This is a genomic window from Flavobacterium micromati, from assembly GCF_900129585.1.
GTDB lineage: Bacteria > Bacteroidota > Bacteroidia > Flavobacteriales > Flavobacteriaceae > Flavobacterium > Flavobacterium micromati.
In genome coordinates, this window is the sequence record NZ_FQWF01000008.1 from 68,534 (window position 1) to 93,174 (window position 24,641).

General features: G+C 35.0%; 20 protein-coding genes. 15 read left to right on the forward strand and 5 right to left on the reverse strand.

From position 1 onward, the window contains the following. Nucleotides 1–160 precede the first annotated feature (160 nt). The 4 genes from BUB42_RS09735 to BUB42_RS09750 all read left to right on the forward strand — a co-directional run bounded on the left by BUB42_RS09735 (nt 161) and on the right by BUB42_RS09750 (nt 6,656). The gene (locus BUB42_RS09735; RefSeq protein ID WP_073019666.1) at nt 161–2,977 is read left to right on the forward strand and encodes a TonB-dependent receptor; all 2,817 of its coding nucleotides are present in this window, start codon (nt 161–163) and stop codon (nt 2,975–2,977) included. A 26-nt stretch (nt 2,978–3,003) separates the two neighbouring features. Beyond that, nucleotides 3,004–4,530, forward strand: coding sequence for an SGNH/GDSL hydrolase family protein (locus BUB42_RS09740; protein WP_073019667.1), 1,527 nt, complete (start codon nt 3,004–3,006; stop codon nt 4,528–4,530). A 256-nt stretch (nt 4,531–4,786) separates the two neighbouring features. Next, nucleotides 4,787–6,298, forward strand: a complete 1,512-nt coding sequence (atpD, locus tag BUB42_RS09745; RefSeq protein WP_073019679.1) for a F0F1 ATP synthase subunit beta — start codon at nt 4,787–4,789, stop codon at nt 6,296–6,298. A gap of 76 nt (nt 6,299–6,374) precedes the next feature. After that, nucleotides 6,375–6,656: a F0F1 ATP synthase subunit delta/epsilon gene (locus BUB42_RS09750; protein WP_073019863.1), complete on the forward strand. Its 282-nt coding sequence runs from the start codon at nt 6,375–6,377 to the stop codon at nt 6,654–6,656. A 52-nt stretch (nt 6,657–6,708) separates the two neighbouring features. On the opposite strand, the gene BUB42_RS09755 is transcribed toward BUB42_RS09750, so the two are convergent. From BUB42_RS09755 to BUB42_RS09770, 4 genes are all read right to left on the reverse strand, one after another. Then, entirely contained in the window at nt 6,709–7,251 is a 543-nt protein-coding gene (locus BUB42_RS09755; RefSeq protein ID WP_073019681.1) for a GNAT family N-acetyltransferase, read from the reverse strand. Between the two features lie 308 nt (nt 7,252–7,559). Next, nucleotides 7,560–9,116 carry a vanadium-dependent haloperoxidase gene (locus BUB42_RS09760; RefSeq protein ID WP_073019683.1) on the reverse strand — a complete coding sequence of 519 codons (1,557 nt, stop codon included), beginning with the start codon at nt 9,114–9,116 and terminating at the stop codon, nt 7,560–7,562. Beyond that, nucleotides 9,106–9,822 (reverse strand): transporter, encoded by a 717-nt coding sequence (locus BUB42_RS09765; RefSeq protein WP_139257337.1) that lies wholly within the window; start codon nt 9,820–9,822, stop codon nt 9,106–9,108. The genes BUB42_RS09760 and BUB42_RS09765 overlap by 11 nt, the downstream gene beginning before the upstream one ends. 496 nt (nt 9,823–10,318) lie before the next feature. After that, entirely contained in the window at nt 10,319–10,885 is a 567-nt protein-coding gene (locus BUB42_RS09770) for a hypothetical protein (RefSeq protein ID WP_170857211.1), read from the reverse strand. A gap of 402 nt (nt 10,886–11,287) precedes the next feature. Between BUB42_RS09770 and BUB42_RS09775 the strand changes: the two genes are divergently transcribed. The 10 genes from BUB42_RS09775 (at nt 11,288) to BUB42_RS09815 (ending at nt 19,281) form a co-directional block, all read left to right on the forward strand. Next, nucleotides 11,288–12,424, forward strand: coding sequence for an aminotransferase class I/II-fold pyridoxal phosphate-dependent enzyme (locus BUB42_RS09775; RefSeq protein WP_073019686.1), 1,137 nt, complete (start codon nt 11,288–11,290; stop codon nt 12,422–12,424). A 73-nt stretch (nt 12,425–12,497) separates the two neighbouring features. Further along, complete coding sequence (locus BUB42_RS16425; RefSeq protein WP_170857212.1) at nt 12,498–12,698, forward strand: hypothetical protein; 201 nt, start codon at nt 12,498–12,500, stop codon at nt 12,696–12,698. Between the two features lie 51 nt (nt 12,699–12,749). After that, nucleotides 12,750–13,445 carry a TraB/GumN family protein gene (locus BUB42_RS09780; protein ID WP_073019688.1) on the forward strand — a complete coding sequence of 232 codons (696 nt, stop codon included), beginning with the start codon at nt 12,750–12,752 and terminating at the stop codon, nt 13,443–13,445. 7 nt (nt 13,446–13,452) lie between these two features. Continuing rightward, on the forward strand, nt 13,453–13,956 hold the full coding sequence (locus BUB42_RS09785) for an RNA polymerase sigma factor (protein ID WP_073019690.1): 504 nt from the start codon (nt 13,453–13,455) through the stop codon (nt 13,954–13,956). Then, nucleotides 13,946–14,560 carry a hypothetical protein gene (locus BUB42_RS09790; RefSeq protein WP_073019692.1) on the forward strand — a complete coding sequence of 205 codons (615 nt, stop codon included), beginning with the start codon at nt 13,946–13,948 and terminating at the stop codon, nt 14,558–14,560. The genes BUB42_RS09785 and BUB42_RS09790 overlap by 11 nt, the downstream gene beginning before the upstream one ends. 52 nt (nt 14,561–14,612) lie before the next feature. Next, complete coding sequence (gene bioD / locus BUB42_RS09795; RefSeq protein ID WP_073019693.1) at nt 14,613–15,230, forward strand: dethiobiotin synthase; 618 nt, start codon at nt 14,613–14,615, stop codon at nt 15,228–15,230. Between the two features lie 37 nt (nt 15,231–15,267). Then, nucleotides 15,268–15,855, forward strand: coding sequence for a Uma2 family endonuclease (locus BUB42_RS09800; protein WP_073019695.1), 588 nt, complete (start codon nt 15,268–15,270; stop codon nt 15,853–15,855). A 233-nt stretch (nt 15,856–16,088) separates the two neighbouring features. After that, on the forward strand, nt 16,089–16,676 hold the full coding sequence (locus BUB42_RS09805; RefSeq protein WP_073019697.1) for a Uma2 family endonuclease: 588 nt from the start codon (nt 16,089–16,091) through the stop codon (nt 16,674–16,676). Nucleotides 16,677–16,735: 59 nt separating this feature from the next. Continuing rightward, nucleotides 16,736–18,007, forward strand: coding sequence for an adenosylmethionine--8-amino-7-oxononanoate transaminase (gene bioA, locus BUB42_RS09810; RefSeq protein ID WP_073019699.1), 1,272 nt, complete (start codon nt 16,736–16,738; stop codon nt 18,005–18,007). Nucleotides 18,008–18,108: 101 nt separating this feature from the next. Further along, a complete protein-coding gene (locus tag BUB42_RS09815) occupies nt 18,109–19,281 on the forward strand; it encodes a beta-ketoacyl synthase N-terminal-like domain-containing protein (RefSeq protein ID WP_073019702.1) in 1,173 nt (390 codons plus the stop codon). 3 nt (nt 19,282–19,284) lie between these two features. Here BUB42_RS09815 and BUB42_RS09820 read toward each other — a convergent pair whose 3' ends face one another. Beyond that, entirely contained in the window at nt 19,285–19,755 is a 471-nt protein-coding gene (locus BUB42_RS09820; protein ID WP_073019704.1) for a regulatory protein RecX, read from the reverse strand. Nucleotides 19,756–20,060: 305 nt separating this feature from the next. Here BUB42_RS09820 and BUB42_RS09825 point away from each other — a divergent pair, with 305 nt between their 5' ends. Continuing rightward, nucleotides 20,061–24,638, forward strand: a complete 4,578-nt coding sequence (locus tag BUB42_RS09825) for a T9SS sorting signal type C domain-containing protein (RefSeq protein ID WP_170857213.1) — start codon at nt 20,061–20,063, stop codon at nt 24,636–24,638. Nucleotides 24,639–24,641 lie beyond the last annotated feature (3 nt).

Sequence of the window (24,641 nt, forward strand, 5' to 3'; positions counted from 1 at the left end):
AATTTTTTATCACAAATTTTAACATTTACATCTTTTTTAAGCATAGTCAATATGTTAAAATTAACCAAAATAGCTGTGAAATATTAAATTTTTAAATCGCTTTTTTATTAATATCAAAAATATTTGTACTTTGGCCTCATAAACTAACAAATTTTAACTAATGAGAGTATATTTACTTTTTTTAACATTGTTTTTTTGCAGCGTAGCCTTTGCTCAAAATACAATTTCAGGTGTTGTTACTGATAGTAATAACCAACCTATTCCTGGAGCCAACATTACTATTGTTGGTGAAACTTCTAGTACAACGACCGACTTTGATGGAGCTTTTACTCTAAAATCGTCAAAAAAGCCGCCGTTTTCTATCAACGTTACTAGCGTTGGTTACATTACCCAAAAAATAGCGGTTTCAGGAAATAGCAGTAAAATTTCAGTTAAACTTCTTGACGAAGAAACGTTGCTTAATGAAATTGTAGTTTCGGCCTCTAGAACTCCTGAGCGTGTTTTGGAATCACCAGTTACTATTGAAAGAATGAGTATTGCTGATATTAAGAAAACAGCATCGCCTACCTTTTATGATGGTATAGAAAACATGAAAGAAGTGCAGATGAATACCTCAAGTATGTCTTTCAAATCAATTAACACCCGTGGATTTGCAACAGTAGCTAACACACGTTTTATGCAGTTAGTGGACGGGATGGATAATGCATCGCCGTTATTAAATTTCCCACTAGGAAATTTAATTGGAATTTCTGAAATCGATGTTCAAAGCGTAGAGTTATTGCCAGGAGCTTCTTCAGCTTTGTATGGTGCTAACGCGTTCAATGGTATTTTATTTATGACAAGTAAAAGTCCGTTTGTAAATGAAGGGATAACAGCTTACGCAAAATTTGGACAAACTTCTCAAAGCGCAGCTGGGACTAATGATTATCTTGATTACGGCGTACGCATGGCAAAAACGTTTAATAAGTATTTTGCAGGTAAAGTTAACTTCACTTATATGAGAGGTACAGAATGGTGGGCAGTAAATGATGATGATAAAACACGCCAAGGTGTAGATAGAAATACAACTAATTATGATGGTGTTAATGTATTTGGTGACGAAGTCGCCACCAATATCAAAGGAGTAGGGGAAGCATTAGCAGCTCAAGGTTTAATACCGGCCTCTGCAGTAAATTTATTACCAAGTACCTTGGTGAGTAGAACCGGATACAACGAGGTAGATTTAACCGATAACAAAGTGTCAAACACAAAAATTGATTTTGCATTACATGTTCGTCCATTTGGGAATGAGAAATTGGAAGTGATTTGGCAAAGTAAATTTGGTTATGGTAATACGGTCTATCAAGGAGCCAATCGTTACTATTTAAATAACTTTTTTATGCAACAGCATAAAATTGAGTTCAAAGGGAAAAACTTTTTTGTAAGAGGATACACTACCACTGAAGATGGTGGTCAATCGTATGACATGGTATTTTCAGGTATTAATGTAAATAGAGCCTGGAAAGCTGACAGAACATGGTTTGGTCAATACGCTGGTGCTTTTGTACAATCTACTTTGGCTGGTGCTTTGCCTGCTGATGCACATGCTCGCGCAAGATCTGTTGCTGATACTGGAAGATTGATACCAGGAACTGAAGCTTTTAAAAATGCTTTTAATGCTGTTATTAGTAATCCAGATGTTTTGTCAGGGGCGCAATTAGTTGATAATTCTAGGATTAACCATGCCGATGCAAATTATAATTTTAAAGACCAAATCAAGTTTGCTGAAGTTCAAGTTGGAGGATCTTACAGACAATATGTTTTGAATTCTTTTGGACGTATTTACACTGACTTAGCTGGACCTATTCGTTACGATGAATATGGGGCGTATACACAAGTTATGAAAAAAATGCTTGATGATCGTTTGAAATTTACAGGATCTATTAGGTATGATAAAGCGCAAAACTTTGAAGGAAATTTTTCTCCACGTTTATCTTTAGTTTACACAGGAGGTGAAAGCAGAAGACACAATTTTAGGGGTTCATTTCAAACCGGTTTTAGAAACCCAACAACACAAGATCAGTACATAGGTTTTAATGTGGGAAATGCTGTTTTATTAGGTTCAGCACCAGACAACTTGGCTCGATTTGTAGAAACTTTACCAATTGCTACAGCAGTAGGTCAAGCATTTGCTGGAGGTAACACGGTTACAATTAATGGTTTTAATGCTTACAATAATTCCTACACTGCTTCTTCAGTTGCTGCGTTTGCTGCAGCAAGAAATCCAGCATTACTTCGTAAAACCAATGCACCACTTGTTCAACCAGAGGTTGTTAAAGCTTTTGAATTAGGATATCGTTCATTTATTAATAAAACTTCGATAGACATCAATGGGTACTATAATATTTATAATAATTTTATTGGTAATTTAAATGTTGTTGCGCCTTTATATGGAAGTGCTCAAGATGCACCAAACCCAGCTGCTGGACCTACAGATCTAGGATTTCAAACATTACACGCTTTAGGAAATGGTAACGTTAGAGCTTTTCAACTTTACACTAACACTGCTTTAGAGATAGAATCATTAGGTTTTGGTTTGGGATTATCTAGAAAGGTATACAAAGACTTTGAAATAGGAGCCAACTATAATTTTGCGGAGTTTAGTTTTGATCAATCGCAAGATGCAAGTTTTGAGGCTGGATTTAACACTCCAAAACACCGTGTGAAAGCATCTATTGGTAACGAAAAATTATTCCCAAATTTTGGATTTAATGTAAGCGGAAGATGGAATAGCGAATATTTATGGCAATCTTCTTTCGCCGATGGTACTATAGAAGCAGCAACTGTAATTGACGTACAAGTAAATTATGAATTTCCTTCTTTAAAATCGACTTTTAAAATAGGTGCTTCAAATATCGGAGGAATAGAATATGCTCAAGTATTAGGAGCGGGACTTATTGGTCAACAGTATTTTGCATCTTGGACAATCAATCCGTAATTCAGTAAATCTAAATTCAAAAAACAATGATAAAAAATTTCAAATGGTTACTATTTGCTTCTGTAGCATTTGTAGCATGTAATAATGATGATGAAGTTCTGATTGACACAACTTCCTCTGACGGGAAAGCATTGACTGCAGGTTCAGCAGTGGTGACAAAATATATCGCTTTAGGAGATTCGTATGCTGCTGGTTTTAGTGACAATGCGTTATTCATCGAAGGACAAAAGGGATCTTATCCTAATATTATAGCGCAACAATTTGCTTTGGCGGGAGGCGGTGAATTTAAAACACCTTTTATGGCCGATAATATTGGAGGATTTGCAGGTGTGCCAGTTTTCGGACCTCGACTGTTTTTTAATGGAGTGGCTCCGGTTCCGGTACCAGGAACACCATCAACAAGTATAACTGCTAAGTTAACGGGTGCTTTTAACAACCTTGGGATTCCAGGGGCCAAAAGTTTTCATTTAGTAACTGCCGGTTATGGAAGCACAGCAGGAAATCCATATTTTGCAAGGTTCGCTTCAACAGCTGCTACAACCGTTATTGCTGACGCAGTTGCGCAAACTCCTACTTTCTTTTCATTATGGATAGGAGGAAATGATGTTTTAGGTTATGCTACTTCTGGCGGTTCAGGAGTGAATCGTACTGGTAACATGAATCCAGCTACTTATGCAAGTAATGACATCACTGATCCTACTGTTTTTGCAGGAGCCTATTCAGCTATAGTAAATGCAATGACTGCAAATGGAGCAAAAGGCGTAGTTGCTAATCTACCTTATGTAACAGCATTACCATTCTTTACCACTGTTCCTTTTAATCCATTGTCAGCTTCAGTTTTAGGTCGCGGAAATGTTGCTGTGGGAAATGGGACAATTTCGGCTGTGAATACTCAGTTGTATGGACCGTTAAAAGCGGCATTAACAGTTTTCGGAGCAGGTGATCGAGTTAACTTATTGTCAACAACAGTATCGAATCCATTGTTAATTGTAGATGAAAGTTTACCAAACTTATCGGCTCAATTAACCGCGGCTTTTACACCAGATTTAGGTTTGGCAACTGCAACATTTTATGGTCAAGTTTTTGGACAAGCAAGACAAGCAACTAAAGACGATTTTATTGTTTTAACCGCTCAATCTGTAATTGCTTCTGCACCGGCAGGCGTTCCTGCTCCATTAAATGTATTTGGCGTTACTTTTCCTATGCAAGATATTCATGTATTAACCGCAGCTGAATTTTTAGAAGTTAAAGTGGCAACAGATGCTTACAATGCAACAATCAAATCTGTGGCTGACGCTAAAGGATTAGCGTTTGTTGAACTAAAAGTTGTTACGGATAGATTGGCAAGTGGAGGAATAGTGTACAATGGATTTACAACAACATCAACTTTTGTAACTGGCGGAATGTTCTCTTTAGATGGAGTTCATCCAAGTCCAAGAGGTTATGCGATTATAGCAAATTTATTTACAGATGCGATAAACGTAAAGTATGGTTCCAACTTTAAAAACGTAAATGTTGGATTGTATCGTATTTTGTATCCAGCTTCTTTATAAAAATCGACTATAAAAATATTTAAATCAACCACCCGTTTTTTACTACGCGGTGGTTTTTTTTATTTTGATAAAAGTGAAAAATTATTGGATTTGTCGATTTTATCGATCATGTAATATTTCATTTTTTTTATAGTAAAAGATGTTGATTTTTTATATTAAAAAATTATCTTTGCAAACTGAAAAAAGCATGCAATCGGAAAGTTCCGATTAGTACTCATTCATAAGCCTAATTAGCTATTTAATAAACACATAAGTAATGTCAAAAGTAATAGGAAAAGTTGCCCAGATCATTGGTCCAGTAGTTGATGTAGTTTTCAACGGTAAAGATGTTGAACTTCCAAAAATTTATGATTCATTAGAAATCACAAAAAAAGATGGTACATTATTAGTACTTGAAGTACAATCTCATATTGGTGAAAACACCGTTCGTACCATTTCGATGGACTCAACAGATGGTTTGAGTAGAGGTTATGAAGTAGTAGGTACTGGAAATCCAATCCAAATGCCAATCGGTGCTGACGTTTACGGTCGTTTATTTAACGTAATCGGAGATGCAATTGATGGTTTGCCAGAATTGCCTAAAACAGGTGAAAATGGTATGTCAATTCACCGTCAAGCTCCAAAGTTTGAAGATTTATCAACTTCGTCTGAAGTTTTATTCACTGGTATCAAAGTTATCGATTTAATTGAGCCTTACTCTAAAGGGGGGAAAATTGGATTGTTTGGTGGTGCAGGTGTTGGTAAAACAGTTTTAATCCAAGAGTTGATTAACAATATAGCAAAAGGTCACGGTGGTCTTTCAGTATTCGCAGGAGTAGGAGAAAGAACACGTGAAGGGAATGACTTACTTCGTGAGATGTTAGAGTCAGGAATTATAAAATACGGTGACGAGTTCATGCACTCTATGGAAAATGGAGGATGGGATTTGTCTAAAGTAGATTTACCAGGAATGAGAGAGTCTAAAGCTACTTTCGTTTTCGGACAAATGAATGAGCCTCCAGGAGCTCGTGCTCGTGTGGCACTTTCGGGTTTGTCTATCGCTGAATATTTCCGTGATGGAGCTGGAACTGATCAAGGAAAAGATGTATTGTTCTTTGTGGATAATATCTTCCGTTTTACACAGGCAGGATCAGAGGTATCTGCACTTTTAGGTCGTATGCCATCCGCTGTAGGTTATCAGCCTACTCTTGCTACCGAAATGGGAGCAATGCAAGAGCGCATTACATCAACAAATAAAGGTTCTATTACATCTGTACAAGCGGTTTACGTTCCTGCAGATGATTTAACAGATCCAGCACCAGCAACAACGTTTGCTCACCTTGATGCAACAACAGTATTGTCTCGTAAAATTGCGGAACTAGGTATTTATCCTGCAGTGGATCCATTAGATTCAACTTCAAGAATTCTTACACCACAAATTTTGGGTAATGAGCACTACGATTGCGCACAAAGAGTAAAAGAAATTCTGCAAAAATATAAGCAATTACAAGATATCATCGCCATTCTAGGTATGGAAGAATTATCTGAAGAAGATAAATTAGCCGTTTCAAGAGCTCGTCGTGTACAACGTTTCTTATCTCAACCTTTCCACGTTGCTGAGCAATTTACAGGATTGAAAGGAGTTTTAGTAGATATTAAAGATACCATCAAAGGATTTAATATGATTATTGACGGCGAATTAGATCACCTACCAGAATCAGCTTTTAACCTAAAAGGAACTATCGAAGAAGCGATCGAAGCAGGAGAAAAAATGTTGGCGGAAGCTTAATAACAAAATCAAATATTCAAATTCCAAATCCCAATAATTGGAATTTGGAATTTTAAAAATTGGAATTTTAAAAATTATGATTTTAGAAATAGTATCACCAGAAGCCAAATTATTTTCAGCAGAAGTTACTTCGGTGACACTGCCAGGAGTTGACGGTAGTTTTCAAATTTTGAATAATCACGCGCCCATAGTTTCAATATTGGAAAAAGGAGATGTGAAAATTACCGCTTCTAATTTCGCTTTCGCAAAAGAAGTAGCGAGTAAATTTACAAAAGTAAATGATCAAAATTATACGTTATCGATCAATTCAGGTACAATTGAAATGAAAAATAATAAAATAATTGTATTAGTTGACTAAACTAATTTCAAATATGAAATAGGAAAACCTAACAGAAATGTTAGGTTTTTTTTTATGTCCAATCCCAACTCACAATATTCCAAACAATTCCATCCTCTTCATAACTGTCAATTATTTTGAAACCAACGGCTTCGTGAGCTTGCAAGGAGCGAACGTTTGTAGCATCAACCTCCGTAACTAGAAAATCAAATTGATCTTCTAATTCTGATTTATAAAAATGATATAGTGCGCGGAATAAACCTTGTTTCCTGTAATTTTTTGCAATGCAAATTTGACCCATTACAACATAAGTTTTACGTTTGGGAACTAGTTCGTCAATTTTTTCAAACATAGGGATGAGTAACTTGATTTCGTTTCTAAAACTGGAAAGCATCACCAATGCAAAACCTATTACTGAGTCATTATCTTTGGCTATAATGTGCGCACATGCAAAATTCATTTGTTCCAATAGCGCAACGCTATGTTGTACTGTAACAAAGCCCTCCTGAAGTTTTTCGACGGCATTTATACATTGTGGACTATTTTGTAATTGTAGCTTTCTGATTTGGTCTAGTTCGTCTAGAGTAGTCGCTCTTTTATAAAGTATAGATGTCATTTAGTAGTTGTTAATGATCGATATAGTAATAGTTTTGCTTTTTATACACATAAAATTAAGAAATATTAAATTAGAGTAAACTGTTTTATTATTGTTTTAGTTACCCAATTTCATAAGTATTGCTAAACAGTATTTATCGTCTTATTTTCTGGTAGTCAGCGACACGGCTGATAGTAGAATTTATAAATTCGTTTAATTTTTCGGTATTTAATTAGTATTTTGTTTATTAAGAGCAGACCATTTTTTAGTAATCAGTCAGCAATTATCAGTAAAAGTGGACCTTAAAATAAGGTGCAGTAGAGCAGTGCTTATTCAGCACCATCTACACGGGCTCTTGCCACTGCAAAACTGCCTACTTTTTCGCCTAATTCAAATCCTTTTTCGCAATCGCTTCTATAATGAATGCATCCAAACATTCTAGAATCCGAAGCTTCTTTTGCCATGGCTGCAAATTCAGCGGCTTTTCTAGGAATGATATGCGATAAAATCACACAAGCTGCTCCACTAAAAGTAGAATGGCCCGATACGTACGCAGGAAAATTAGGAATTCCTGTCAATGTTTCTATCGATGAATCTACTTGCGACGGTCTTGGGTTAAAATAAATGTATTTTGCATCCCAGCAACTAATTGCCGCATCCATCAATGCAATATTTAGTAAGGCAAGATTTCGTGCCCATCGTACTTCACTATAATTTAGTGTTACAAATGTTTCAGATGCAATGGCATTCCAGTGTCCCGGCGGTGTATAGGTTCCAACTCCATCAGCCCAAAAAGTAACAATTTCCATACTTTTTCTGGTGGCATGCTTTTCATAATTTTTTACCTCTGCTAATTCCTTTGCAAACTGAACCGATTTTGTAGAGGGCGGTGGAACTGGCCGGCTGGCTACGACCATTTCAGGAGTCATTAAAAATGATTTAACTATACCAAACAAAGGTAGCATAGGAGGTCTAGCAGGTATATCCAATGATAGCCAAGGAATTTCTCCGGTGGCAGCAGTTTGAGTTTGCAGTTGAGTCCAAATGGCTTGATTTCCAATAGCGGCGGCACTACCATCAGAAGCAGCTCGAGCAATAAATTTTGCCGCTATTTTTCGGCCTAAAATAATTCCTGCATCAACATCACTACGTACATTAGCCCCGCTAAGAATGCGGTATAATTTTTGTTCGTCTGCTTTTTCTTGTACATAAGCGATTTCTGTTGGGAATAATAATTTCAACAATTCAACCGTAACTCCAGCCAAAACAGCATCTTCAGATGGATAAGAAGGCAAGGTACTTTTTGGTACTAAAACTGGCAAAGTAGCATCCACTGCAAATGGTGCGGCTCGATTATATAATTTTTTATAATGCCAAGTGGCAATTAACGCATCATATTGTGCAGCGCTTACATACGCATAAGCTCTTGCGGCATAGGGCGGATTAGAAAAGGGGAATTGCGGATTTGCAAAAGGATTTGCTGCGGATGGCGCTGGATATGTGCCATCCGCATTTTGATAAGGAGGACGATTATGCTTGGCTACTAATGTTCGCATAATTTCATTCCACCTTAAAACACCTCCTACACTCCAATATTTTATTATTTTTTTATGGTCAGTCGTAAGGTTTGCTTGATAGCTTTTTATTTCATTAATTTCCCTTGCAAAAGCTGCAGAGTTTGTGGCTATTGGAGCATCTAAAGAAAATTCATCCGGCTTGGTTAACAACAAAGGTTTCCAAGTTCCTGCTAGTTCATCATTGTTGTTGGGATTTAATTGAGGGAATTGGTCGTTACGTTCTGTTAATTCATCACTGCAAGAATAGTTCAAGAAAAGTGACAAAAGCAAAAAGGCATGACAGGCGATTTTTTGTGTTTTATTTTTCATTTTGTGAGTGTTTTTTAAAATTAACTACGTACAACAATCCTGAATAAAAGGTGGACGATTGTCCAATATTTCTTCCATCGGTAACAAAATTACAACCTCCATTAATTGATAATGCAGATGCCTTCTTTAAAGTATACTTCGAGTTTAAACCTATTTTTACAGTATTCATTGTATTGCTTGGAAAAGGCATGTTGTTAGTTGTGATATCAAATCCACCAGATTGAGTAACCCAGTTATCAAGGATTGCTTCAACTATAAGGTTGCTGGTGCGATATCCTATTCTAAGGTTAACTGAAATAGCATCAGGCATTGTGACTTCACTGGTGTAGTACATTTTTGTTGTGTAATACACATTTCTATCAATTTCAATATTGGCTCTTTTTACGTAAGATCCTGATAATGAGGAAAAAAAACGATCTCTTTGATAGTCACTCATTAATCGTAAGGCTGCTGTTTTGCTTCTTAATCCAATACTTAATGGCAAATAATCGGCTGGATAATTAGATACTGGCGCTGAAAAGCTTCCTAATGCAAATAATGAATATATAGATTTTCCTCTTATTTTTCTAAAAGGCATGTATTTTACAGTTAATGCTATGTCTTGCAGACCATTCTGGCCTCCCATTGATCCAGCGCTCGCATTGGTTTCTATGTATGGAAGATTTAGTATGACATTCAGTTTATCAGAGACAGCGTAGTTGCCCATTAGGGCAACCGATTGTGTAGAAACAGTACCAAGATTAAGATTTTCTCTTTTAAAAGTCCCTTCCTAGAACTTGTTCCAGCTACTGTGTTGGTAAATTGCGCCAAAACAAAAATTATTTTTGCTCATCATAATACCGTCAATGTCGGTTTGAGCACTGATAAATAAAGGTGCCAACAAAAAGCACGTTAAATAAAATATTTTCATCAAAAAAGATTTTGGTCGTAATGGTAGCTCTTTATAAAAGCAAAAAGTATTTGCTGATTGTTTTGCTTCGTAAAAACGGTAAAGAATTTTGCGTTTTTGATAGCCGTAGTAATTCATCAATCAAGAAAATTCGTGAATTCAAATTACATTCCATGCTAATATATGATGCCATTCATACAACGTTATGGTTGATTTTATAGTTTTTATCTTTGATTCAAAAATTTTGTAGCATGAGAACATTGACGTAAATGGAGTAGCTGTTACAATAAATATTTTTGATTTGAAATATAGATCAAACTAAATCAGGGGGAGTGTAAAATAAAGTAAAGTGTCCCGAAAGTAGAGTTTCTTTAGGGTTTTTAGTAAAGGCTACAAATGTCCTTTGCATCGAGGTTGAAAAGGAATAACAAAATTCTGTATTGGCAACATAGTCTTTCAGGAAAGATTTAAGTAATTTCTTTACTGGTGACTCCTTTGATGAAGAGGTGTTGAATAATTGATTGTCAACAATATCTTTAACATCTTGATTTATTGATTCATGATGTGAATTGCGCAGATAATAAAGGCTTAAAATATTGTCTCTAATTCTTTTTTTGAAGATGTGGTAACTCTTATTGTTTATCACTACATTTTCGTTGACGTATTCAAAATCTGTATCCTCAACAAACGAATATAAACTGGCATTTAATTTTATAATCTGAAACTCTGAATCGTGTCTTTTTTCCATCGATAATACCCACGCTTGTTCTTCGTGATACGCAAAGATCAAGTAGTATCCCATTGCATTGTAAAACAATGTTACTAATATAAAAAGTGATGCGATTTGCTTCATAATTATCGAATGTAAAAAAGTATTCATTCCAATATCGTCAAGTTATAAAATTTTAAGTTTTTTTTAACAAATTCTTAAAAAAACAGAAATCGAAATCGTTTTCGAAAATATTTAATAATAGTTTGTCGTTGTTTGTTAAATAATCATTATTTTCTCATTTATTTACATTTAAACGAAGATTTTAATAATCTGATTTTTTAAAAAACATAAGGTAGTTTAGGTGTGTGCTTTACTCTCTTATCAAATTACCTACTATATTGTAAGTGTTATAATTTACAGTTTAAGGCATAAAGTACATCAATAAATAGTTCTTGCCAGTTATGATGATTAAAAGCGGTCGAAAAACAATTATAATCTCATTTTGGAAGAAAGTCAAAGTGCTTTATCTTAAAAATTTTATATCAAAAAAGATCCTTATTTTTGCTGAATATGAAACATTTTCCAAAAAATCTATCGGCAAAACTTGAAGCTCGCAAGAAAAACAATGCCTTGCGCCACTTACCTTTGTCTAATGAAAGAGTTGATTTTGCTTCCAATGATTACCTCGGTTTTTCCAAGTCGGAAATTATTTTTAATCAAACGCATGAGTATTTAATCAGTAGAAAGATTTATCAAAACGGAGCAACTGGTTCCAGGCTTTTATCTGGAAACCATAAACTCTATCAAGAAACGGAAGATTTTATTACTCAATTTCACCAGTCAGAAGCGGCGTTAATTTTTAATTCGGGTTACGATGCTAATGTTGGTTTTTTTGGTTGTGTACCGCAACGAAATGATATTATTTTGTATGATGAATTGTGTCACGCCTCCATTCGAGATGGAATTGTAATGTCGAATTCAAAAGCGTATAAATTCAATCATAATGATTTTGAAGATTTAGAAAAGTTAATTTTACGCAATCCCAACACCGTTATTTATATTGTCACCGAATCTGTTTTTTCTATGGATGGCGATTGTCCAAATCTGGAAGAATTAGTTTCGCTTTCAGATAAATACCATTGTTACTTAGTTGTTGATGAAGCGCATGCTTTGGGAGTTTTTGGTTCAAAAGGCGAAGGATTTGTTCAAATGCTGGGATTGCAAGATCACGTTTTTGCGCGCATAATGACTTTCGGAAAAGGTTTGGGTTGTCACGGAGCCGCAATTTTGGGTTCGGTACAATTAAAAGAGTATTTAATAAATTTTGCTCGAAGTTTTATCTATACCACTGGGCTTTCGCCACATTCGGTTGCCACCATTTTGATTGCCTATCAATTTTTAGAAAAAGAGAAAAAAAATATAGAAATACTCCGAGAAAACATCATTCATTTCAATCAGGAAAAGAGTATGTTGGGATTAAAGCCGCTTTTTGTTCGAAGCAAATCGGCGATACAATCCGCTATTATTCCTGGAAATGAAAAAGTAAAAATAATTGCCAGCCAGCTCCAAGAAAAAGGATTTGATGTGAAGGCGATACTTTCGCCTACGGTTCCAGAAGGTCAAGAACGTCTGCGTTTTTGTTTACACAGTTATAATACACAAGAAGAAATCTCGGCTGTCATGCATTGTATTTACTCACTTCTTTAAATAAATTAATTTTTTTTGTAACGTTTTGCTTATTTAATTACTCACTAGTAGTAATCAAATAAACAAAACCATCGTGAAAACAGCAACAACAAAAAAATTTAGCGAAAGAAATTATTTTGGACCTATTAGCATTTTTATCAGTGCAATAGGATTAGGCTACGCTTTCGTAAATCAATATGTTTATGATAAACCAAATTCTGAAATGTTACTTATGTGGTCATGCTTATTTTTGGCGGGAGTATTTTCTGTCTTAAGAACAAAATATAGTAAGTAATTTAAGAAGGTTACAATCATCAAACTAAAAGTCAATCAAAATCTAATTATTGTGAATGACTATTTTCTATCGGATAAAACTCAGAAAGCTTTTGCAACTTCAGATAATTTAGTTTTAGAGGTTAATTTATCAGATCCAAATGAAATGGCTGCTGCCCAACAACTAGCAAATGGAAAAGAACCATTAAGTATGATATTGAGCGCAGAACAATTTAATGACCTTGATGCTTTATTACAAAAGCGAACAGGAATGACAGTCAAACAAATTGACAAGTTTAGTTTGATGACCGTAATGAGTTTAATTATGATGAAATCTTTTGGGCGTGTTGATATTAAAATTTATGAAATGGAATTTATTGCAATAGTTAAAAATCCTAATAGAAGTTTTACTGGATTTGAAACACTTCAAGCACAGATAGATTTCTTAAGCAATGCATATTCTGATTCGGAGATGATTACAATGTTACAAGAATCAAATGACGATAACACAAAAAAGTTGGTTCAAGATTACATTCAAGAAAACCTTCCAGAAATATATAAAGACATTACGGATCAAAAAGAGACGAATGCAAAAAGCAGAAAATGGCTGTTAGATGTGAGAAATGAAAACTGGCTTGTAAAGACGCCATGTTTGATGAAAGATAAAAGTACTTTTTTTGCAGTTGGAGCTGCTCATTTGCTCGGGGCACAGGGAGTAATTAAATTATTAAGGAAATCAGGTTATACGGTAAGGCCAGTCAAGAACTAATTGCATTTTGAAAGAAAAAGAAAAAGAATTTTTAATTCGGACTGAAAAACATAAAGGGATTTTATATAAAGTTTCCAAAATGTATATGGATAATCCTGACGATCAACAAGATTTGTTTCAGGAGATTATCTGTCAGCTCTGGAAATCGTATGATTCTTTCCGTAACGAAAGTCAGTTTTCGACTTGGATGTATCGAGTAGCTATTAATACAGCTATCGTTTTTCTAAAGAAAGAAAAGAGGAAAGTCGACAAGTACGAAATTCCCTCAGACAATATAAAAGAGGAAGAGTGTGATTCCCACATTAAAGAGAGCCAACTAGATCATTTTTATAAAGCCGTTCAAAAAATAGGAAAAATTGACAAAGCAATAATCTTTTATCAACTGGAAGGATTTTCACATAAAGAAATTGGAGACAATTTAGGTATTTCAGAGGGGAATGCCAGAGTGAAATTAAATAGAGCCAAAGAAAAATTGAAAGAAATTATAAAAAATCAAGGATATGGATTTTAACGATATACAAAATCAATGGAACAATGAGAGGACAGATGACATCGCTTTTCCTAATAATTTCCAAAAAATACAAGAGGCTAATACGCCTTTGGATAAGATTAAAAAAAATCTTAAAAAAGAACTTATTTATCAATCGCTAGCTGTTATTTTTAGCGGGTTTGTGCCAGTGTTACATGATTTTCCTGTAAAATGGTGGGCTCCTTTTTATTTACTGTTTAGTATGTTTTTTGGTGTTTGTGTCTACTATTTGGTAAAGTTGTTTTTATTTTATAAAAGGCTTAATAATATCACTTTAAGGACAAAAGACAGTTTGTATGAAACTTATTTTGATGTGAGATTAAATATGGAATTGTATAAAACCTTTACATTTGCTTTAACACCTTTTGTAGTGTTGTTTTTTGTGGGACTTTCTGTTCACATATTATCTGAGAGGCCAGACATGCAAATATCAGATATCAGTAACACTTTATTAATTTCTATATTCGTGGTAATCTCCCTTACTATTTTGTTTTTCGGATTAATGGCAGAATGGTGGGTTCATTTTTACTACGGAAAATACGCCAAGGAAATTAGAAAGATACTAGACGAATTAAAAGAAGAATAATAAATGGCCCATCTTAACGATGGGTTTTTTACTTTTGTGAAAACATAAATCAATGAAACTATTTATAACAGGAATTGGAACTGATGTTGGTAAAACCATTGCATCAGCTATTGTAACAGAAGCTTTAGAGGCTGATTATTGGAAACCTATTCAAGCAGGTGATCTGGATAACTCAGACACACATAAAGTAAAGCGATATGTATCGAACAGTAAATCAACTTTTTTTGAGAATAGTTATGCGTTGAACACGCCTGCAAGTCCGCATTATGCAGCAGCAGTCGACAACATTTCTATTGATCTCAAAAATATTATCGAACCAGTAACACAAAATCATCTAGTTGTTGAAGGCGCTGGAGGTGTTTTTGTTCCGCTTAATGATCAGGATTGTGTCATTGATTTGATTCAGCCCGATTATAAAGTAATTGTGGTTTCGCGTCATTATTTGGGTAGCATCAACCACACTTTATTAACTATTGAAGCGTTACAAAACAGAAATATAAAAATTGCCGGAATTATTTTTAATGGAAATGAAAACAAAGCTACAGAGTCGATTATTCTCTCTAAGACAAATGTAAATTTTATTGGACGAATTGAAGATGAGCCTTATTTTGATCAAAATGTAATCTCTGAATATGCAGCATTGTTTCGTGAGAATTTGTTGAAGTTGTAACAACAACTATTTTCGTTAAATTTGTAAAAAAGAAGCCATGATTACCAATATCAGCCAATTAGATTTAACGAAAAAATATTCCTACGCGGATTATTTAACGTGGATGTTTCAAGAACGATTGGAGCTTTTTAAAGGTAAAATATTCAAAATGAGTCCAACTCCGAGTATGTATCATCAAAAAGTTGCAGGCAATATACATGGAATTTTATGGAATAAATTCAAAACTCATTCTTGTAATGTTTTTGTAGCACCTTTTGATGTTAGGTTGGGAAGTACTAAAAACTCAAAAAATGATACTGATATTTACACAGTAGTTCAACCTGACTTATGTGTGATTTGTGATGAAAATAATCTAGATGCGCGCGGTGCAATTGGTGCTCCTGAATTAATGATTGAAATACTTTCACCTGGAAATTCGAAAAAAGAAATGCGCTATAAATACGATTTGTATCAGGAAGCAGGAGTTTTAGAATATTGGATCGTAAATCCAGAAAATAAAACGATATTTATTTATGTTTTAAAAGACGGAATTTTTGTAGGTCAGCATCCGTTAATTGAAGATGATAATATTGAAAGTCCACTATTCCCGCAACTTGATTTTAAATTAGAAGAGATTTTTAACTAAGTTTTGCTTTGTATTTGTAATAGCACATAATTTATGATTGAGGAACTTTTATCTTGGTATGGAAGAACTGAAAATATTGAATTTTACTCCATTACACGCAAGTTGTATTAAATGAAGATTTCGGCGAATACGTATGTAAGCTCGTGTCATTTTAGAATATGCAGCATTGTTTCAGGAAAATTTATTCAAGTTATAACAAAGACTATTTTCGTTAAATTTGTAAAAAAGAAAGTATGATTACAAATATCAGCCAATTAGATTTAGCCAAAAAATATTCCTATGCGGATTATTTAACGTGGATGTTTCAAGAGCGATTGGAGCTTTTTAAAGGTAAAATAGTCAAAATGAGTCCAGCTCCGAGTATGTATCATCAAAAAGTTTCACGAGACCTGACGATTATTCTAGGTAACAAATTTAAAAATAATTCTTGTAATCTTTTTGTAGCTCCATTTGATGTTCGTTTATTGAGTACTAAAAACTCAAAAAATGATACTGATATTTACACAGTAGTTCAACCAGACTTATGTGTGATTTGCGATGAAAGTAAAATTGACGCCCGGGGTGCAATTGGTGCTCCTGAATTAATGATTGAAATACTTTCACCTGGAAATTCGAAAAAAGAAATGCGCTATAAATTTGATTTGTATCAGGAAGCAGGCGTTTTAGAATATTGGATCGTAAATCCAGAAAACAAAACGATATTTATTTTTGTTTTAAAAGAGGGTATTTTTGTAGGTCAACATCCGTTAATTGAAGACGACAAGATTGAAAGTCCATTATTCCCACAACTCGATTTTAAGTTAGAGGAGATTTTCAATTAAATTTTCTGTCCTCGTAATTCGCACTTCGTACCTCGAACTTCTTTTATTATCTTTGCTCAATGAACTTAACTGAAAGAGACCGTCAATTCCTTTGGCATCCATATACCCAGCACAAAACTGCCGCTTTACCCATTGCGATCAAAAAAGGGAAAGGTGCATTGCTTTGGGATGAAAATGATAACGAATATATCGATGCGATTGCTTCATGGTGGGTAAATCCGTTTGGTCATTCGAATGTATTTATTGCCGACGCAATTTACAAACAACTCACAACTTTAGAGCATGTGCTATTTGGCGGATTCACACATGAACCGGCAATAGTTTTGGCTGAAAAGCTAATGGAAATTCTACCAAAAAACCAACAAAAAATATTTTTTTCAGATAATGGTTCTACCGCTGTAGAAGTAGCCATTAAAGTTGGCTTGCAGTATTTTTTCAATAAAGGAGAAAAGAAAACAACTATTATCGCTTTTGAAAATGCATTTCATGGCGATACATTTGCCGCAATGGCAGCAAGTGGAATTTCGTTTTATACGCAAGCTTTTGAAGGAATGTTTATAGATGTAGTTAGAATTCCAGTTCCTATAACAGGTCAAGAACAAGAGAGTTATGATGCATTGCAAGCTGTTATAGAAAACAATAATTGCGCAGCTTTTATATATGAGCCTTTAGTGCAAGGAGCGGCAGGAATGGTAATGTACGAGCCAAACACGCTAGACGTTTTAATGCAAATATGTAAACAAAACAGCGTTCTCACCATTGCCGATGAAGTGATGACAGGTTTTGGAAAAACAGGTAAAACTTTTGCAACAGATTATTTAGTTGAAAAACCAGATATGATGTGCTTGTCCAAAGCGTTAACTGGCGGAACAATTCCTATGGCAATCACAACGTTTACGCAAGATTTATTTGATGCTTTTTACGATGATGATATCAATAAGGCGCTGTTCCACGGACACACTTTCACTGCTAACCCAACAGGTTGTGCTGCAGCTTTAGCGAGTTTAGAATTATTGCGAACGAATGAAATGCAAGATAACCTTGTCAGAGTCAACCAAAAACATTTAGATTTCCAAAAAAAGGTTGAAAATCATCCCAGAGTTGCAACAACAAGAGTTCTGGGAGTTATTTTTGCATTAGAAATAAAAACCGAGACTAACGAGAGTTATTACGGCACATTGCGCAATAAGCTCTATAATTTTTTTATTGCCAATGGAGTAATTTTGCGTCCCGTGGGAAATATTGTTTATATTTTACCTCCGTACATTATCACTGATGAACAATTACAAAAAATATATGATGTGGTAGAAGATGCTTTAGAAAAAGTTTAAATTTGTAAAATATCAAAACGCTACTAGTTTCGTATCCTTTGTTAATTTTAAATGTTCGAATTTACTATAATTCGTGAAATTTGTGTCTAAAAAATAGCTCCTTGTCAAAAATAATTTCCATAACCGCCATCGCTTCCATTTCACCTTTAGGTAATTTACCAGAAAATATTTGGCAAAATTATTTGAAACAGAATCATTGTTTTTCGCAGCATCTTTTAGATCATAGTAAAACTTTTGTGGCTAAGCTAGACAAAGATTCGGCGCATGAGGTTGCTGCTTTACGAGCGTCAGATCAAAAATACAAAGCTCTGGACAAATCGGTTTTGTATGCTATTGCAGCGTCGCGCAAGGCCATTAAAAATGCAGGTTGGACAGCAAATGATTTGTTTGGAATAAACATAGGATCTTCTCGTGGAGCAACTGAACTATTTGAAAAACACCATAAAGAATATTTAGAAACTGGAAAAGCACAAACCCTTGCATCGCCTACAACCACATTAGGAAATATTTCATCTTGGGTCGCTCACGATTTACAAAGTTCAGGACCTGAAATTTCGCATTCTATCACTTGCTCTACCGCTTTACATGCTGTTTTAAATGGAATAGCTTGGCTTCGCGCAGGAATGGCTGATAAATTTTTAGTTGGTGGGAGTGAAGCACCACTTACTGATTTTACGATTGGTCAAATGCGAGCGCTGAAAATTTATTCTAACGCTGGAAGTGATGAAAGTAAAATTATAGAATGGCCAAATCGCGCATTTGACTTAGAAAAAAAACAATCGACAATGATTCTGGGCGAAGGCGCTGGAGTTTGTTGCTTAGAAATAGGAAAGTCTAAAAATGCTTTAGCGTTTATAGAAGGAATAGGTTATGCCACTGAAATTTTAGAACATAACATTTCGATATCGGCAGAAGCGACTTGTTTCCAAAAATCAATGAAAATGGCTTTACAAAACACTAACTTATCCGATGTTGATGTTATTGTTATGCATGCTCCCGGAACGGTAAAAGGCGATTTGACGGAGTATAAAGCGATTAAGAGCGTTTTTGGCGAAAGCCTGCCATTATTGACTACTAATAAATGGAAAATCGGACATACTTTTGGCGCCTCGGGAATATTGAGCATGGAACTGGCTGTAATGATGATACGCAACAATACTTTTATCGACGTTCCTTTCGTGAAAGCGCAAATTCAAACTAAACCCATTAAAAAAGTATTGATTAATGCCGTGGGTTTTGGGGGGAATGCCGTGAGTATATTGTTGTCTCTTTAAAATTTATGCTGTTTCTAATTCCTTTACTTTTTCGTAAACCAAATTACTTTCAAACCCTTTACGTAAAAGATAATCACAAAATTTCTTCCTCTTTTTCAGTGCGTTAGTTTCTCTAATGGATTCCCAGTTTCTTTCCGCTAGTGTGTGAAATGTAACTAGATATTCCTCTTCGGTAATTTGTTTTAATGCAGTTGTTATTAGTCTTTGGTTTATTTTTTTGAATTTGAGTTCGTTAACAATTCTAATTTTCCCCCACTGTTTCATGCGGTGTTTTCCTCTGGCAAAACTGCAAGCAAAACGCTCTTCATTAAGGAAATTATCACCTATTAGTTTGACTAAAATAACATCAATTTCATCTGAATCCATTTTCATACTGCGTAGTTTTTGAACTACTTCCTCATGACAGCGTTCCTGATAAGCGCAATAATGTTCTATTTTATGGACTGCTTCTTTAATTGAAAAGACCTCTTTCATGTTTGGGATTGATTTGTAAACAAAGTAAATAAAAAATTTATAAGGAAATTATTGTAAGTCTCATTCTAGCGTTTTTTCTTAACTGCCAAATAATTATAATTTGATTATTACCACCATCGAAGTTAAACAAATTAATTCCGGACATTAGGTATTTCAACGACTTTATTAGCTTTTAATCGGAAAGATTTTATTTCATTTAAAACGGAAAACTATCTTGCAGGGCTAACTATATTTTAACTATTTCTATTAATAAAATCGAAATTTGTTAAGTGTATTTAATGCCAAAATATAAAAAATTCGCCCCAATGAATAAAAAATTACTTATCCTACTAGTTCTGTTTTTCAATGCATATTTATTTCAAGCACAGTGCAGTTTTCCGATTAGTACACCGCAAGCGCCTGCTAGAGAAATTCTTACATTTTGTAGTGACAATCCTATTAATAATTCTATCACAACTGTAAATTCATTATTTGCGGGTGATTATATTGCGGTCAATGTTGTGAGAGGTTTTACATATTCCTTTATTTATCCTGACACTTTTCCCTTGGAAGAAAATTTAACAATTTTTGATGCTAGTAATACATCTATTGTTCTTAGTAACGGGCGGAGTTCCACTGGTGCAAATATTACTTGGACTTCAACAATTAGCGGTTTGATTTATGTTTTAATTTCTAGAGCGAATTGTGTTAATAACAGAAATAGTTTCTCTAATAATTTAACCGTTACTTTAAATAGTATTGGCAATACTCAAGATAGTCAAGCTGCTTTTGGAACTGGTAATTGGATCGGACATGTGTATAATTGGACTGGAAGCGCTCCTCCTGGTGGTGGTTCGCCAGCTTCTCCTTCTAACATCAATCCTTTTTCCGCATCAAACTACGTAGGATATTATAATGTCGGAACAGAAAGTTTTAACGAAAATTTTGGAGGAGATCAAGTTTGCTTTCCAGTTCTAAGTAATGGAGCTATTCGAACTACTATTAACACGGAAACTTTTGCAGTTCGTTATCGAATGAGATCTAACAAGCCAGCAGGTTGCTATGTAATGAACGTAAATGGCGATGATGGTGTACGAGTTTATATAGATGGTGTATTGATTTTTGATCGATGGGTGGAGCAAAGCAATACAACTTATTGCAACAATTTAGTAAATTTAACTGCAAATAGTGAAATTGTTTTAGATTATTATGAGAATGGTGGGCAGAATGTATTAGGCTTTAGTTTGCTTGAATTTGACGGCTCTGGAAATAATATCAGTAGTCCTCAAAATGTGACTGTTTGCTCAAACACTTCTACCACTCTAAATGCTTCAAATTTAATCAGCTGTAACATTAACACAAATACGGTTTATCAGTGGCAGTCTTCTACAAACAATATAAATTTTACAGATATTTCAGGTGCCACTGGACAAAACTACACTGCTCCGGGAGTAACTGTTACAGCTGGAAATCCAAACAATGTTCGTTATTTCAGGAGGGTTTTTAGGCCATCAACTGCTACTACTGGAACGTGTGTTTTTAATTCTAATATTATAACTATTAAAACAAGTGATGCGAGACCTAATGCGCCTGGAGCTATAATAGGCTCCTCCACTCAATGTACAAATACTACAGCTACTTTTAGTATTGCAGCTGTTCCAAATGCTGTAAGTTACGAGTGGAGGACCGGACAGACTGGCTGGACAATTATACCATCAACTGACGGTCTCTCCGTTTCTATTGCATTTAGTGCGACTGCTACTTCTGGTAATCTAGTAGTATCTGCTTCAAATGGTTGCGGACAGAGTTTTAGTAATGTAACAACTAATATACAAGTGCGGCAGTTACCTGCTTCTGCTTCTATTTCCGGGTCAAATTCAGTTTGTGTAGGAGCCCCACCAGTACCTATTACATTTACGAACCCACAAAATTATGGGGTTAGAGTTACTTACAATATTAACGGTGGAAGTAATTTAGTTCAATTTGTTGGTGCAAACACATCAATAAATTTTGTCACAGCTCCTACTAACGTACCTGGTGTTTTTGTATATAATTTAATAAGCGTGGGTAATGAAATAGATTTTCCTTCTTGCTCAACTTCATTGACAGGAACTGCAACTGTAACGGTTAATTCCGCATCAACTTCTCCTACAGCTATTACCGGATCAACAAATATATGTGCTGGTGGCTCGACATTATTGACGGTAAGCGGAGGAAATTTAGGAGTAGGAGCAACAGCAAACTGGTTTACAGCCTCTTGTGGCGGAACCTTAGTTGGGACAGGAAATTCAATTACAGTTAATCCCACAGCAACAACAATGTATTTTGTGAGATACGAAGGTAGTTGTGGTATAACAACATGTATTTCAACCACCGTGACAGTTAATAGCTCTATTATTAATAATAATTTGTCCTTTACTAATGGAATTTCAGGGCCTATTAGTGCTGTTGTCGATGAAAATGGTAGCGCCTTATTAAACGCACCATCGGGAACTTATTTTGCAACAGTAAATTTTGCCAGCTATGGAAATCCCAACGGATCTGCACCAAATTTTACCTTTGGTGCTTGCAATGCAGTAACAAGTCAATCTATTGCTGAAAATGCTCTTTTAGGAAATAGTACAGCAACACTTCGTGCGACAAATGGTACTTTTGGGGATCCATGTGTTGGGACTTTTAAAAGATTGTATATTCTAGCCAGTTATGTTCAACCCATTTGCAATGGCGCAACTGTTTCAATTAGTGGGTCAACACCTTCTGGCGGCTCTGGCACTTACGCTTATCAATGGCAAAGCAGTACTACAAGCGCAACTGCTGGCTTTACAACTGCAACGGGAACAAGTACTGGTATCAATTATATTTCTGGTGCAATCACTCGAGATACTTGGTTTAGAAGAATAGCTACTTCATGTAGTACAAGCAATACATCGTTTGTAGTTTTAGTTAAAGTAAATACTGCAATTCCTGTTCCTATTATAACCGCAACTACACAACCCAATTGCGTTACTGCAACTGGACGTGTTGCTTTAGGAAGTTTACCGGCAACAGGAACGTGGACTATTACTACAAATCCAGCCACTGCAGGTCTGACGGGTTTAACAGGTACAGGCTTAACAACAGTAATTACTGGTTTAACAGCAAATACTAATTACACATTTACTGTTTTTAATGGAATTTGTTCCTCACTACCCTCATCTGCAGCCATATTAAATTCTGTTATTACAACAACATATAACGGAACAACTTGGGATAATGGAATTGGTTTAGACAAAATAGGTATTATTAATCCACCAACTGCGGCTTCTATTACAATTTCCAGTGATGTTGAATTGTGTTCTTGTACTGTAAACGCCGGTAAAAATCTGGAAATTGCTTCAGGAATTACCTTAAAACTTCAAGATAAGCTCACTGTTAATGGTACTTTAACTTTTAACGATGAGGCAAGTTTAGTACAAATTAATAACGTTGTTAATAATTCAGGTGCTATAAATTATGTACGAGTGAAAGACAATGCAGTTCGTGTGACCGATTACACGTATTATTCGTCACCTGTTTCACTTTTGAAATTAGCAGGATCTGGAGGAATTGCGTATAATCCTTCAAGTCATGCAGGAAGCCGATTTTTTTCATGGACAGCGAACTCAACCTCGGGATTCTGGCAAGCTGCAACAGCATCAACAACAATGGAAATGGGGAAAGGATACATAATTAGAGGCCCTAATACGGTACCTTCAACCCCTTTAGCGCTATTACAAGCAACATTTACTGGCGTTCCAAACAATGGAACGATTACATTACCAGAGACTATTATTGCTAATAATTTTTATCTATTAGGGAATCCATATCCATCAGCTTTAGATGCAGATGCATTTTTAGCAGCGAATAATTCTGTATTAAATGGAACAATCTATTTTTGGACACATGCCACTGAAATAAGTAATTCTGGTTCAGGATTCTTGCAATATTCAAGTAATGACTATGCGGCATATAATGGAACTGGTAGTATTGCTACAAGAGGAAATTTAGTAAATAATGCACAAGTGGAAAGTAATAAACCAAACGGAAAAATTGCTGCAGGACAGGGATTTTTTGCAAGCAGTAGAGCAGTTCCAAGTGCAAGTAAAATAATTTTTAACAATACCATGCGAGTTGGAGTAGGAGGAATTACAGGGACCAATTCTCAGTTTTTTAGAACTTCAAAAACTAATTCAAAAACAACTACTGGAATAGAAAAAAATAGAATTTGGCTTAACTTAACTAATAGTGGAGGAGCATTCAAGCAATTGTTAGTGGGTTATATAACTGGAGCTACTAATGAATATGACTCTTCATTTGATGGAACAACGTATAACGGTAATGTCTATATTGATTTTTATAGTCTTGCCGCAGATAAAAATTTAACAATTCAAGGTAGGGCTTTACCATTTAGCGATAGTGATCTAGTGCCTTTAGGTTATGTTTCCAAGCTAGCGGGAGAATTTTCGATAGCTATTGACGAGGTTGATGGTGTTTTAAAATCGCAAGACGTTTTTATTGAGGACAAAATGTTAGCTACCGTTCATGACTTAAAAGTGGCACCATATAAATTTAACACAGCAATAGGAACTTTTAGTGATCGTTTTGTATTGCGATACACTAATAGAACACTTAGCACTGAAAATTTCGATATTGCTGATAGTTCTATCATCGTATCTAAGGATAGAAACGAATTGAAAGTAAAGTCGCAAATAGAAACAATACAACGAATTACAATTTTCAACTTATTAGGTAAAAAAGTGTTGGATCAGAACGGTATTAATAGCACCGAATTCCGCTCTTCCAATAGCAATTTAACTAATCAAACCGCAATTGTAAAAATTACGTTGACTACTGGAATAGTAATTACTAAAAAAGTCGCGTTCTAGTCA

What these genes read in the sequence shown, in the direction of transcription:
- BUB42_RS09735 (WP_073019666.1), top strand. Translation starts at nt 161, where the DNA reads ATGAGAGTATATTTACTTTTTTTAACATTGTTTTTTTGCAGCGTAGCC.
- BUB42_RS09740 (WP_073019667.1), top strand. Translation starts at nt 3,004, where the DNA reads ATGATAAAAAATTTCAAATGGTTACTATTTGCTTCTGTAGCATTTGTA.
- atpD (WP_073019679.1), top strand. Translation starts at nt 4,787, where the DNA reads ATGTCAAAAGTAATAGGAAAAGTTGCCCAGATCATTGGTCCAGTAGTT.
- BUB42_RS09750 (WP_073019863.1), top strand. Translation starts at nt 6,375, where the DNA reads ATGATTTTAGAAATAGTATCACCAGAAGCCAAATTATTTTCAGCAGAA.
- BUB42_RS09755 (WP_073019681.1), bottom strand. Translation starts at nt 7,251, where the DNA reads ATGACATCTATACTTTATAAAAGAGCGACTACTCTAGACGAACTAGAC.
- BUB42_RS09760 (WP_073019683.1), bottom strand. Translation starts at nt 9,116, where the DNA reads ATGAAAAATAAAACACAAAAAATCGCCTGTCATGCCTTTTTGCTTTTG.
- BUB42_RS09765 (WP_139257337.1), bottom strand. Translation starts at nt 9,822, where the DNA reads ATGGGCAACTACGCTGTCTCTGATAAACTGAATGTCATACTAAATCTT.
- BUB42_RS09770 (WP_170857211.1), bottom strand. Translation starts at nt 10,885, where the DNA reads ATGAATACTTTTTTACATTCGATAATTATGAAGCAAATCGCATCACTT.
- BUB42_RS09775 (WP_073019686.1), top strand. Translation starts at nt 11,288, where the DNA reads ATGAAACATTTTCCAAAAAATCTATCGGCAAAACTTGAAGCTCGCAAG.
- BUB42_RS09790 (WP_073019692.1), top strand. Translation starts at nt 13,946, where the DNA reads ATGGATTTTAACGATATACAAAATCAATGGAACAATGAGAGGACAGAT.
- bioD (WP_073019693.1), top strand. Translation starts at nt 14,613, where the DNA reads ATGAAACTATTTATAACAGGAATTGGAACTGATGTTGGTAAAACCATT.
- BUB42_RS09800 (WP_073019695.1), top strand. Translation starts at nt 15,268, where the DNA reads ATGATTACCAATATCAGCCAATTAGATTTAACGAAAAAATATTCCTAC.
- BUB42_RS09805 (WP_073019697.1), top strand. Translation starts at nt 16,089, where the DNA reads ATGATTACAAATATCAGCCAATTAGATTTAGCCAAAAAATATTCCTAT.
- bioA (WP_073019699.1), top strand. Translation starts at nt 16,736, where the DNA reads ATGAACTTAACTGAAAGAGACCGTCAATTCCTTTGGCATCCATATACC.
- BUB42_RS09820 (WP_073019704.1), bottom strand. Translation starts at nt 19,755, where the DNA reads ATGAAAGAGGTCTTTTCAATTAAAGAAGCAGTCCATAAAATAGAACAT.
- BUB42_RS09825 (WP_170857213.1), top strand. Translation starts at nt 20,061, where the DNA reads ATGAATAAAAAATTACTTATCCTACTAGTTCTGTTTTTCAATGCATAT.